Here is a 12,234-nt window from a genome sequence, read left to right on the forward strand (position 1 = left end):
ATAAAAAATTACATCAATTTATTTTTTGTATGTTTTTTGAGCGTCACTGAAAGGTTGTTTTATTTATAATTTTTTAATTATCAGTACATTAAATTGATGTTCATTTTTATTTACGATTCTGTATTTATTTTACATTAATGGATTGTAATCTTTACGTCTCATGGTATGTTAATAGCTAACGCACAAAACAATATATAAACAGTTAAGTAGGTAATAAAAATGATCATGCAAAAAGATGTACTCAATAATGTGAATATTCGTGATGAACAGGTTTTAATTACACCTGAAGCTCTGAAACAGAAGTTTCCTCTGAGTAACAACAACCTGCATGCCATCGCGGCTTCACGTAAAACGATTGCTGATATCATTCATCAACGTGACCCGCGTTTACTTGTGGTATGTGGTCCTTGTTCTATTCATGATGTTGATGCGGCGATTGAATACGGCCAGCGTTTACAAAAACTTGCTGCTGAACTGAACGACAGTTTATATATTGTGATGCGTGTTTATTTTGAAAAGCCTCGTACAACGGTGGGTTGGAAAGGTTTAATCAGTGATCCATCAATGGATGGTTCATTTGATATGGAAACCGGGTTGCATATTGCGCGTGATCTCTTAACCAATTTAGTCGATATGGGATTGCCTCTGGCTACTGAGGCTTTAGATCCAAACAATCCTCAGTACTTAGGCGATCTGTTCAGCTGGTCTGCAATTGGTGCTAGAACTACGGAATCACAAACTCACCGTGAAATGGCTTCGGGTTTATCAATGCCAGTAGGGTTTAAAAATGGTACGGATGGTAGCTTATCGACTGCAATCAATGCGATGAAGGCTGCATCAATGCCACACAGATTTATGGGTATCAATCAGTCTGGTCAGGTCAGTTTATTACATACAAAAGGTAATGATAACGGACATGTTATTTTACGTGGTGGCAAAACGCCAAACTACAGTGCTGAAGATATTGCTGCTTGTGAAGCCGAAATGAAAAAGGCAGGGCTTGAGCCATCATTGATGGTGGATTGCAGCCATGGCAATTCAAATAAAGACTATCGTCGTCAGCCATTAGTTGTTGATTCAATAATTGAACAAATTACTAATGGAAATCAATCAATAACCGGTATTATGTTAGAAAGCCATTTACATGAAGGTAACCAAACATCAGAGCAACCACGTGATGCGATGAAATATGGTGTGTCAGTAACAGATGCCTGCATTGATTGGGAAACAACAGAAGCGGTGCTGCGTAAGCTTCATCAAGCGTTATTACCGGTGCTTGAAGAGCGCGCAGAGAAATTTGAGATTGCGAGTTAATACAAGGTATAGGTATGTCTGCTGAATTATCTCATCTTAGAGAACAAATTGATGAGGTTGATAAATCTTTATTAGATTTGTTGGCTAAACGCTTACAGCTGGTGGCTGAAGTTGGTGAAGTCAAAAGTCAGCATGGTTTACCCATTTACGTGCCTGAGCGGGAGTCAAGTATGTTGGCTGCCCGCCGCCAAGAGGCTGAGCGTATGGGGATCCCCGCTGATTTAATTGAAGATATCCTTCGTCGTATTATGCGTGAATCCTACGCGCGCGAAAATGACAAAGGTTTTAAAACATTGAAGCCTGATGCCGGCCCAATCGTTATTGTAGGCGGTGATGGTAAAATGGGGCGGTTATTTAACCGTCTGCTCAGTTTGTCGGGTTATCAAGTAAAAACCCTTGATGAGCAAGACTGGCCTCAAGCTGAATCTATTGTATTAGGTGCCAGTGCCATTATTGTTAGTGTGCCAATACATTCTACGGTAGATGTTATTCATAAGCTGCCTAAACTGGATAAAGAAACGATCCTCATCGATATTGCATCAGTAAAACGCCAGCCATTAGAGGCGATGCTTACTGTACATGAAGGCCCCGTTCTTGGTTTGCATCCTATGTTTGGCCCTGATGTTGGCAGTGTTGCGAAACAAGTTTTTGCTTTTTGCGACGGAAGAGAAAGTGAGTCTTATCAGTGGTTCCTTGAACAATTGCAAGTTTGGGGTGCTCGTTTGAAAAAAATCTCAGCAGATGACCATGATCGCAATATGAGTTTTATTCAGGCGTTACGTCATTTTACTACTTTTACCTATGGCCAAAATTTAGCAAAAGAGCATGTTGATCTCCAACAGTTGCTTGATCTGTCGTCTCCGATCTATCGTTTAGAGCTTGCGATGGTTGGACGTTTGTTTGCTCAAGATCCTCAGCTGTATGCGGACATTATTATGGCATCAGATGAAAATATTGAATTGATCCGTCGTTACTATCAATTATTTGGCGAATCGATTGAGATGTTGGAACGTAAGGATAAAGCCGAGTTTATACAGCAGTTCAATAAAGTGAGCGATTGGTTCGGTGAAGATGCTCACCACTTTATGAAAGAAAGCCAATCTTTGTTGCAAAGAGCTAACGATAATCGTAAATAGTTCTTCCTTTATAGCCCCAAATTGGGGCTATATTTCCTTTCAAAAGCATGTGACTGTCATACTTCAAGTTGCAGCATTGTTGACTATGTCCACTCGTGTTAGTCATATACTTACTTTATGCGCCCCGCGACTCATTCTCTTATCGGCTAGTTGTACTATGAATTATTTAAAGTATATAAACAAAATTATTAAGTAATAATTCTCTTTTTACTATATACAGATTGTTTTACTTATTATTGCATTTATTGAATCAATATATTGATTGTTATAATGAATTTAGTGATTAATTCTATCTTTGTTTTTTTTAATCTATTAGCAAGTTGAATATTTATAAATTGATCGATTTTGATAATAAAGTTAGTTGATTATTTACCGATATTAATGCTCATAAAATGATTTATTGATCGGTGAGGAATCTATGTCTCTGAAAGATATGAAAATTGGTCTGAAGCTATCCAGTGCATTTGCTTTTTTTATTTTACTTATGTTGTTGAGTTCAGCATTTTCTCTAATTAGTCTAAATAGAGCGAATGAAGGTATCCAGACTATTATTTATAAAGATTATCCAATGACGGTTAAAGCCAATCAGTTAATGGATAATTTTTATTCTTACATTGGTATACAAGAACTGATTTTGCTGGATGATAGAGATAGCGGAAGACGTCGAGGTGAGTTAAGTAAAATTAGTGCTGATGTTGTACAACTACTGCAAGAGCTTGATGACCACGCAACAGATCCCCAGTCAATTGCTGTGTTAGAACAGATCCATGATGTTCGAGATCGCTTTCTTCGATCGCAATCTCGGTTGAATGAATTTTTGGTTAATAGTGATCGCAGTGCCGCTATTGATGAAATGATGAACAAAACATCTGCGATCCAACGTGAATATCGCGAAAAAATACAAAACTTCATTGCGGTACAAAATCAAAAAATGCAGGAAGCGGGTATTGTTGTTGATGATGATTACAATGTTAATAAATTTCTCCTAATGATATTAGCGCTGATTAGCATTGCTATTGGTGGTGTGATGGGATGGTTTATTGCTCAATCAATTACTCGGCCATTGGGTAAAGCTGTCTGTTTTGCTCAATCTATTGCTGCAGGTGATTTAACACAACATGTAGAAATCAAATACCATGATGAAACTGGGGCGTTACTACAAGCCTTGCAGGAAATGAAAAAGCGCTTATTAGAGATTGTACAAGAAGTCCAAAATGGCTCTGAAAGCATTTCAGCGGCCGCTGGGCAAATTGTTGCAGGCAATCAAAATCTAGCGGCAAGAACAGAGGAACAAGCCACTTCTGTCGAAGAGACTGCAAGTTCGATGGAGCAAATTACATCAACAGTACAAAACACGGCTGAACATACTCATCAAGCGACTCAGCTTGCTGCTGATACCGCTGTCGTTGTGGCGAATAATGGCAAAATGATGAATAGAGTGACGGACAAAATGAGAGCAATCAATGCATCATCGAGTCAAATGACAGATATTATTAATTTAATCGATTCTATTGCTTTTCAAACGAATATCCTTGCATTGAATGCATCTGTTGAAGCGGCCAGGGCGGGTGAACATGGTCGTGGTTTCGCTGTTGTTGCAGGGGAAGTGCGGCTCTTAGCTCAAAAGAGTGCTAATTCAGCCAATGATATTCGAGTGTTAATTGAAAACTCACTAACAGAAACGAAAGAGGGGATGGAGTTAGTTGAGAATGTAGAGAAACAAATACATGGTATGGTCAAAAATGTTGAAGAGATGGATAAGCGTTTGCAAGAGATAGGACAAGCAAGCCATGAACAAAGCGCGGGGATCCTACAAATTAATAGCGCTGTTGGTCAATTGGATGCAACAACACAGCAAAATGCTAGCTTGGTTGAGGAATCTGTTGCCGCCGCCGCATCATTGAATGAGCAAGCATTGCATCTTAAACAATTAGCTAATTATTTTCGTGTTGATTTTTCAATGCGCTAATTGAAAATTTGATATCAATAAAAGCCAGTTCGTTGAGTAACTGGCTTTTATATATTAGTCATTAAGGGGTAATCTTCTCAGGTTCAACAGGCACAATATTTTCTGATGGGTAACAACCTAATATTTTAAAAGAGCGAGTGATAGCAGATAGCTCTTTAAGAGCTTGTTGCATATTGTCAGCACGAAGGTTGGAATGTACATCAATATAAAACATCTCTTCCCAAGGTTTACCATTAATTGGGCGCGATTCTAGCTTGCTCATGATGATCTGATTATTTTTTAAGATAACCAATGCATCCACCAGAGCCCCTGCTTGTTGACCCGTAGTGATAAGTAGTGTTGTTTTAGCTGGAACCTGCTCTGTGACTTCAATTGCTTGTGGTGCGACAACAATAAACCGTGTCATATTGATCTGTTGGTTAGCTAGGCTATGCTCTAGCACCTGTAGATTGTATAGCGCTCCACCTGCTTCGCTGCCAAGAGCCGCAACATTAGGTGAATTTTGTTGAGCCACTTTTTGCATTGCTGTTGAGGTACTGTCGCAATACTCAATTTTCCAGTGAGGGTACTGAGATAAATATTGGCTACACTGTTGGAAAGGTTGAGGGTGGCTATAAACGGTATCTATTTTACTGAGATCCGTCGTACAGGATGTGAGTAAGCAATGGTTGATAGGTAGGCGGATCTCACCAACGATCGATAATGTCGTATTTTGTAATAGGTCATAAACATCATTGATAGCCCCTGAACTGGTATTTTCAATCGGTAAAATACCATAGTCAGCTTGACCACTTTCAACAAGAGAAAAAATGTCTTGGAACTTATGGCAACTGCACTCAACGAGTTGGTCAAAATGACGAGCAGAATACTGGCGGGCTGCGATGTGTGAATAGGAGCCTTTTGGACCCAAAAAGGCAAACCGTGCTGAATCACTTGGTGTTAAATTGAGATGCTGTTGTAGGATAGCTTGCTGTGTAAGGACAGAGTCCTCAATGATCATTTGAAATAGTCTAGTGACATAAAAACCATCTAAGCCCAATGGTTTTGCTTTGTCGATCAAAACATCCAGTAGCTGGCGTTCACGTTCTTTATCTCGGATTGGGCGGCTATCTTCAAGTTTTGTTTGTGCAACTTCGACGGCATAGCCGCGCCTCTTAGCCAGTAGGCCAAGAAGTTCACTGTCCAATTGGCTGATTTTTTCACGTACTTTCAGTAAATTAGTGCTGTTATCCATCCTACCTACCCTTAAAACATCAGTGAATAAAAAAGCCCCTATTTAGAGGGGCTTTAAATCTTGTCTTCTTTTATTTCTCGAACGACAAAAGCCCCTTAGTAGGAGTAGCTAAAGAAAGAAAAGAAACCAAAATTCATATTCATAATCAATACCACAATTGCTTAGTGTTCTCTTAAATAGAACTGATAGTAAGCTCGATGTCAACAAAAAAGACGTTGAACCATTAAAAACGCGCCCATGATGGGCGCGTTGGCAAGGTTTCAAGATAAGTTTGTAGATAATATAAAATTATAACGTAACAAGGTTCGCTTCTTTTACACTATTGCTGGCCCTTCTTGATTCTCCTTTGTGTTGTGCTTTATTAAGTTGTCTTTCGAGTTTGTTAATTAATTCATTGATTGCGACATACATATCTTCATGTTTGGCGCTTGCAACCAGTTTACCTGTAGCAGTTTTAATATTGGCATCCACCATAAAGCCTTGTGGTTCTTTTGATAATACAACATGTGTATTAATCAAAGAGACTTGCCATTTGTCGAGTTTGGTCAGACGGCTCTCAATGTGATCTCGGATAGCGGGGGTAATATCCATTTGTTTGCTAGTTATGTTCACTATCATATAGTTACCTCTCATTGTTTCCGTCTTTGATGTATTCAGAATACCGACTATTCGGTTAAAAAAATTGACCCAGATCACACTTGATGAATGCAGTGCTTCCACACAATCTGAACTGTGATTTGGAATAAAAAAGAGGGGGAAAGAGATTGCCAAGTTGAACTTCTTGGGCCAAACTGAAAAAGTTGACTATCAATACGGTTAATAGTCGGTACTGTCTTTGGGCTAAAATTTGATGTATGAGTAAATAATAGAAAATAGCCTGAAAAATCAATGTGGTGATATTTAATCTATCTTGAATTTCCATAAAAAACAGCAGCCGGAGCTGCCGTTTCTCAATTCGACTTCTTGATTAATTGCTATTAGCGGTAATCAAGTTAGCAACTTTATTTGCTTCTGCATTAAGCCCCATTTGATTGTAAGCTATCTCCATGTATTTTAATGCATTTCGTGTGGCTTCTGTATCTGGGTAATCCCTTAACATCTGTTGAACTCGATTGACAACCGCGACATAAGCACCGCGTTTGTTGTAATATTCAACCACAGAAAGATCAAAGCGTGCTAAACGATCTTTTAAATAGATAAGACGTTTGCTGGAATCGTTAGCATAGAGGCTGTTAGGATAGTAACGTACCAACTGGCTAAAGTCTTTAAAGGCCACTCGAGCGTGTTGAGGATCTCTATCTGAGCGGTCGATGCCAAAGAAGCCTTGCAGCGCACTGTCATCAAGTGCCATTGCAGTCAAGCCACGCATATAAAGTACATAGTCAATATTTGGGTGGGTTGGGTTTAGACGCATAAAACGGTCAATTGCTGCTATCGCCATTGGTAGCTCGGCTGATTTATAATAAGCATAAATCAGATCTAATTGTACTTGTTGGGCGTATGGGCCAAATGGATAGCGGTTATCTAACGCTTCCAATTGCTTGATGGCTGCTTTGTAGTTACCATCCTGCAACTTTTGCTGGCCAACACTGTACATTTCAGCCGGGGTGCTATCAGGGCTGATTTCATTATTGCTGGAGCATCCGGTGAGTACCAGGCTCAACGTGGCAGCAGCCACCAGATATTTCATACGTATTATCACGTGTTGGTTATCCTCTGAGTGTTTCGAGGGAGACTATCCGTAAGGCTCCCAGCAGAATTCGAGTTACAATAGCATATATTTTAAATAAAACGGCCTCGCCGTCAAAATACAAACACTAAAAAAGTAGATTAATTTATGGCTCAACAAGTACAACTTAATGCAACTGTTGCTGAATCACAGCTCGGTCAACGTTTAGATCAGGCTTTAGCGGAATTGTTCCCCGATTATTCGCGTTCTCGTATAAAAGAGTGGATTTTAGATGATAGAGTGCAGGTTAATGGGAAAGTTATCAATAAGCCAAAGGAAAAAGTTTTAGGTGGCGAACAAATTTTAGTCGATGCGCTGATTGAAGAAGACAATCGTTGGGAGCCACAAGATATTCCATTGGACGTTGTTTATGAAGATGACGACATCTTAGTTATCAACAAGCCGCGTGGTTTAGTTGTTCACCCAGGTGCTGGTAACCCCGATGGAACTATCCTAAATGCATTATTGTATCGCTATCCTGAAATTATGGATGTACCACGAGCAGGGATTGTCCACCGTCTTGATAAAGACACAACAGGTTTGATGGTGGTTGCGAAAACCGTTCCAGCGCAAACTCGCTTAGTTGAATCATTACAGTTACGTGAAATCACGCGTGAATATGAAGCGGTTGCCGTGGGTAGAATGACGGCTGGTGGTATGGTTGAAGAGCCTATTTCTAGGCATCCAACAAAACGTACTCATATGGCAGTGCACCCTATGGGGAAACCTGCTATAACCCATTACCGTATTATGGAACATTTCAGAGCACATACTCGTTTGCGCTTGCGTTTAGAAACGGGAAGAACCCACCAAATACGTGTGCATATGGCACATATTAATCATCCTCTTATTGGGGACCCATTATACGGTGGCCGTCCTCGTCCATTGAAAGGTGCGAGTGAAGAGTTTTTAGAAGTGATGCGTAAGTTTGATCGTCAAGCGCTACATGCCACTATGTTGCGTTTATATCACCCAATTTCAGGGATCCAAATGGAGTGGCATGCGCCTTTACCTGATGATATGGTCGAACTTATCGAAGCCTTAAAGGCAGACTATCAACTACATAAAGATAATATGGACTGGTAATGAAATCACTGATTTTTCCTGACTGGCCACAACCAAAAAATGTATCTAGCTGTAGCACGACACGTCTTGGTGGTGTGAGCTTAGCGCCGTTTGATAGCTTAAATTTAGGTGATCATGTTGATGATGACCCTGTGTTAGTCAGTAAAAATCGTCATTTATTACAGAAATTTGCTGGCTTGCCACAACAACCTGTGTGGCTGCAACAAGTTCATGGCACACAGGTTTTGTGTTTAAACAACGGAAGTTGGGAAAATAATCAAGCTGATGCAGTCTATACTAATCAGGTGGGACAAGTTTGTGCCATCATGACTGCAGATTGTTTGCCTGTACTTTTTTGTAGTAAAAACGGCCAAGAGGTTGCTGCTGCACATGCAGGTTGGCGTGGCTTATGTGATGGTGTACTTGAGAACACGGTTGCCCAATTTTCATGCCCAGAAAGTGAAATCATAGCTTGGTTAGGCCCTGCAATTGGTCCTGAAAAGTTTGAGGTCGGCGCAGAGGTAAGAGAAGCCTTTATTAAACAATCGGCTGATTTGGCATCTGGGTTCGTGCGTTATGGCGAAAAATTTTTAGCTGATATTTATTTGTTGGCGCGAAAAAAATTACAAGCAGCGGGAATTTCATCCATTTACGGCGGTTCATTTTGCACCGTAAGTGATAAAAACAGATTTTTTTCCTATCGTCGTGAGGGTAAAACGGGGCGTATGGCCTCATTGATATGGATAAATAACTAATGGTTAGTGAATTATTCCAAATTAACTGATATCACTAAAATAATTGAGATGTAAACTTGAATAAGTAAAAATAGACCTCATCTATTTACCAGAAGCAATTTTAATTCCATTTTATTGGAGGTGTTATGCGTCTGGATCGTTTAACTAATAAATTCCAGCAAGCTCTCGCTGACGCCCAGTCATTAGCCCTTGGGCGCGAAAACCAGTTTATTGAACCTATTCATTTATTAAGCGCACTGTTTAATCAAGAGAGCGGCTCTGTTCGTCCTCTTTTGACCACGATTGGTGTGAATGCAGTACAGTTTAAGCAGAAAATTGAAGAGGCTCTTGCCCGTTTACCTCAGGTACAGGGTACTGCTGGCGATGTGCAGCCATCCAGTGATTTGATCCGTCACTTAAATTTATGTGATCAACTTGCACAAAAAAATGGAGATGAATTTATCTCCTCTGAATTATTTCTTGTTGCTGCTTTAGAAGCGAATACATCACTAGCGGATATGCTTAAAGCAGCCGGTGTAAATAAAGCTAACTTAAATAAGGCAATAGAACAGATGCGTGGTGGAGAAAAAGTGAATGACCAAAGCGCTGAAGACCAGCGCCAAGCTTTAAAGAAATTTACCGTTGATTTAACTGAGCGTGCAGAACAAGGTAAATTAGACCCAGTGATAGGGCGTGATGAAGAAATCCGTCGTACTATTCAAGTATTGCAACGTCGTACAAAAAACAACCCTGTATTAATTGGTGAGCCAGGTGTCGGTAAAACCGCCATCGTTGAAGGGTTAGCACAACGTATTGTTAATGGTGAAGTTCCTGAAGGACTAAAAAATAAACGTGTGTTATCCCTCGATATGGGAGCGCTAATTGCAGGTGCGAAATTCCGTGGTGAATTTGAAGAGCGTTTGAAAGGCGTATTGAATGACCTTGCTAAGCAAGAAGGTAATGTCATTCTGTTCATTGATGAATTACATACCATGGTTGGCGCAGGTAAAGCTGACGGTGCTATGGATGCGGGTAATATGTTGAAACCTGCGTTAGCGCGTGGTGAGTTACACTGTGTGGGGGCAACAACGCTTGATGAGTATCGTCAATATATAGAAAAGGATCCGGCTTTAGAGCGCCGCTTCCAGAAAGTCTATGTTGCTGAACCTAGTGTTGAAGATACCATTGCAATTTTGCGTGGTTTAAAAGAACGCTACGAGTTGCACCACCATGTACAAATTACTGACCCTGCGATCGTCGCTGCCGCAACTTTATCGCATCGGTACATTACAGATCGTATGTTACCAGATAAAGCCATCGATTTGATTGATGAGGCTGGTGCGAGTTTGCGTATGCAAATGGATTCTAAGCCTGAATCGCTTGACCGTTTAGAGCGCCGTATTATTCAGCTCAAATTGGAACAGCAAGCGCTGAAAAAAGAGTCTGATGATGCAAGTAAAAAACGTCTTGATATGCTGGAAGAAGAACTAGCAGAAAAAGAGCGTGAATATTCTTCATTAGAAGAAGAGTGGAAAGCAGAAAAAGCCTCATTAACAGGTACACAGCATATTAAAGCTGAGCTAGAAAATGTACGCTACGAAATGGACAAAGCTCGCCGTAGTGGCGATTTAGCTAAAATGTCTGAGTTACAGTATGGCCGCATTCCAGAGCTAGAAAAGCAATTAGAAGCCGCCACAAAAGCAGAAGGTAAAAGTATGAAACTTCTGCGTAATAAAGTGACGGATGTTGAAATTGCAGAAATACTGGCTCGTTGGACTGGTATCCCTGTTTCTCGTATGTTGGAAAGCGAAAGAGAAAAACTGTTACGTATGGAGCAACAATTGCACCAACGTGTTATTGGTCAAGATGAAGCCGTTGTTGCGGTATCGAATGCGATCCGCCGTAGCCGAGCAGGTTTATCAGATCCAAATCGCCCAATCGGTTCATTTATGTTCTTAGGGCCAACAGGGGTCGGTAAAACAGAGCTATGTAAAGCACTGGCAAACTTTATGTTTGATAGTGATGATGCAATGGTTCGTATTGATATGTCTGAATTTATGGAGAAACACTCAGTTTCCCGTTTGGTTGGTGCGCCTCCAGGATATGTCGGTTACGAAGAGGGTGGTTATTTGACTGAAGCGGTTCGCCGTCGCCCATACTCTGTAATCTTATTGGATGAAGTTGAAAAAGCGCATCCAGATGTTTTTAATATTCTATTACAAGTATTGGATGATGGACGCTTGACTGATGGTCAAGGTCGTACAGTCGATTTCCGTAATACTGTTATTATCATGACATCAAACCTTGGTTCTGATTTGATCCAAGAGCGTTTCGGTACTATTGGTTATTCAGAAATGAAAGATATGGTAATGGAAGTTGTTGCACATAGCTTTAGACCTGAATTTATCAACCGTATCGACGAAGTGGTTGTGTTCCATCCATTAGGTAAAGAACAGATCACTAATATTGCGAATATCCAGCTAGGTCGTTTGTATAAACGTCTGGAAGAGCATGGTTATGAAGTAAGCGCAACACCTGCGGCATTAGAAAAAATTGGTGAAGCAGGCTTTGACCCAATTTTTGGTGCTCGCCCATTGAAACGTGCTATCCAGCAAGAAATTGAAAACCCGCTGGCGCAAGAAATATTGTCAGGCAAGCTCATTCCTGGCAAACCAGTTGTATTGGATGTCGAAAATGATGAAATTATTGCTAAGCAGTAATGAGTCAGTTTTAAAGTTATAAAATTAGAGGCGGCCTTATAATGGCCGCCTTTTTTATAACTAATCGCTTTTTTGCTATTAAAAAGTGCCAAAACGGTTATTTTTGCTATAAAAATAGGCGTAAAGTATAAAAGTTAATCGGTTGTCAATTTTTTTCAAAAAAACACTTGCTAGATTTTTCTGACTCCCTATAATGCGCCTCCACTGACCGACGATGAGCCGACACGAAATGTGATGGCAAGCCCAAAAGGCACAGCTAAGGCAGCGAGAGATTCTGAAAAGAATAAGCGAAAAAAAAAGCTTGACTCTCGATGAGGAAAGCGTAATATACGC

The 12,234-nt window shown here is 40.3% G+C and carries 9 protein-coding genes and 1 other annotated feature; of the genes, 6 read left to right on the forward strand and 3 right to left on the reverse strand.

Annotated elements, in window-relative coordinates:
• Positions 1 to 219 precede the first annotated feature (219 nt).
• The 3 genes from AC3Z9T_RS20280 to AC3Z9T_RS20290 all read left to right on the forward strand — a co-directional run bounded on the left by AC3Z9T_RS20280 (position 220) and on the right by AC3Z9T_RS20290 (position 4,419).
• Positions 220 to 1,314, forward strand: coding sequence for a 3-deoxy-7-phosphoheptulonate synthase (locus AC3Z9T_RS20280; protein ID WP_490127889.1), 1,095 nt, complete (start codon positions 220 to 222; stop codon positions 1,312 to 1,314).
• A gap of 14 nt (positions 1,315 to 1,328) precedes the next feature.
• Positions 1,329 to 2,450 carry a bifunctional chorismate mutase/prephenate dehydrogenase gene (tyrA, locus tag AC3Z9T_RS20285; RefSeq protein ID WP_490127890.1) on the forward strand — a complete coding sequence of 374 codons (1,122 nt, stop codon included), beginning with the start codon at positions 1,329 to 1,331 and terminating at the stop codon, positions 2,448 to 2,450.
• Between the two features lie 418 nt (positions 2,451 to 2,868).
• A complete protein-coding gene (locus tag AC3Z9T_RS20290) occupies positions 2,869 to 4,419 on the forward strand; it encodes a methyl-accepting chemotaxis protein (protein ID WP_490127891.1) in 1,551 nt (516 codons plus the stop codon).
• Between the two features lie 61 nt (positions 4,420 to 4,480).
• On the opposite strand, the gene pheA is transcribed toward AC3Z9T_RS20290, so the two are convergent.
• From pheA to bamD, 3 genes are all read right to left on the reverse strand, one after another.
• Positions 4,481 to 5,653, reverse strand: a complete 1,173-nt coding sequence (gene pheA, locus AC3Z9T_RS20295) for a bifunctional chorismate mutase/prephenate dehydratase (RefSeq protein WP_490127892.1) — start codon at positions 5,651 to 5,653, stop codon at positions 4,481 to 4,483.
• A 25-nt stretch (positions 5,654 to 5,678) separates the two neighbouring features.
• Positions 5,679 to 5,800: a sequence feature (Phe leader region), on the reverse strand.
• 141 nt (positions 5,801 to 5,941) lie between these two features.
• Positions 5,942 to 6,271 (reverse strand): ribosome-associated translation inhibitor RaiA, encoded by a 330-nt coding sequence (gene raiA, locus AC3Z9T_RS20300; protein ID WP_070926476.1) that lies wholly within the window; start codon positions 6,269 to 6,271, stop codon positions 5,942 to 5,944.
• A 349-nt stretch (positions 6,272 to 6,620) separates the two neighbouring features.
• Positions 6,621 to 7,352: an outer membrane protein assembly factor BamD gene (gene bamD, locus AC3Z9T_RS20305; protein WP_490127897.1), complete on the reverse strand. Its 732-nt coding sequence runs from the start codon at positions 7,350 to 7,352 to the stop codon at positions 6,621 to 6,623.
• A gap of 138 nt (positions 7,353 to 7,490) precedes the next feature.
• Between bamD and rluD the strand changes: the two genes are divergently transcribed.
• The 3 genes from rluD (at position 7,491) to clpB (ending at position 11,901) form a co-directional block, all read left to right on the forward strand.
• On the forward strand, positions 7,491 to 8,468 hold the full coding sequence (rluD, locus tag AC3Z9T_RS20310) for a 23S rRNA pseudouridine(1911/1915/1917) synthase RluD (protein ID WP_490127893.1): 978 nt from the start codon (positions 7,491 to 7,493) through the stop codon (positions 8,466 to 8,468).
• Complete coding sequence (gene yfiH, locus AC3Z9T_RS20315; protein WP_490127894.1) at positions 8,468 to 9,202, forward strand: purine nucleoside phosphorylase YfiH; 735 nt, start codon at positions 8,468 to 8,470, stop codon at positions 9,200 to 9,202. Before rluD ends, yfiH begins: the two co-directional genes overlap by 1 nt.
• Before the next feature lie 125 nt (positions 9,203 to 9,327).
• Entirely contained in the window at positions 9,328 to 11,901 is a 2,574-nt protein-coding gene (gene clpB / locus AC3Z9T_RS20320) for an ATP-dependent chaperone ClpB (RefSeq protein ID WP_490127895.1), read from the forward strand.
• Positions 11,902 to 12,234 lie beyond the last annotated feature (333 nt).

This window comes from Providencia sp. 6390 (assembly GCF_058148425.1).

Bases quoted from the DNA above. Each gene is read 5' to 3' on its own strand.
- AC3Z9T_RS20280 (WP_490127889.1), top strand. From the start codon at position 220: ATGATCATGCAAAAAGATGTACTCAATAATGTGAATATTCGTGATGAA.
- tyrA (WP_490127890.1), top strand. From the start codon at position 1,329: ATGTCTGCTGAATTATCTCATCTTAGAGAACAAATTGATGAGGTTGAT.
- AC3Z9T_RS20290 (WP_490127891.1), top strand. From the start codon at position 2,869: ATGTCTCTGAAAGATATGAAAATTGGTCTGAAGCTATCCAGTGCATTT.
- pheA (WP_490127892.1), bottom strand. From the start codon at position 5,653: ATGGATAACAGCACTAATTTACTGAAAGTACGTGAAAAAATCAGCCAA.
- raiA (WP_070926476.1), bottom strand. From the start codon at position 6,271: ATGATAGTGAACATAACTAGCAAACAAATGGATATTACCCCCGCTATC.
- rluD (WP_490127893.1), top strand. From the start codon at position 7,491: ATGGCTCAACAAGTACAACTTAATGCAACTGTTGCTGAATCACAGCTC.
- yfiH (WP_490127894.1), top strand. From the start codon at position 8,468: ATGAAATCACTGATTTTTCCTGACTGGCCACAACCAAAAAATGTATCT.
- clpB (WP_490127895.1), top strand. From the start codon at position 9,328: ATGCGTCTGGATCGTTTAACTAATAAATTCCAGCAAGCTCTCGCTGAC.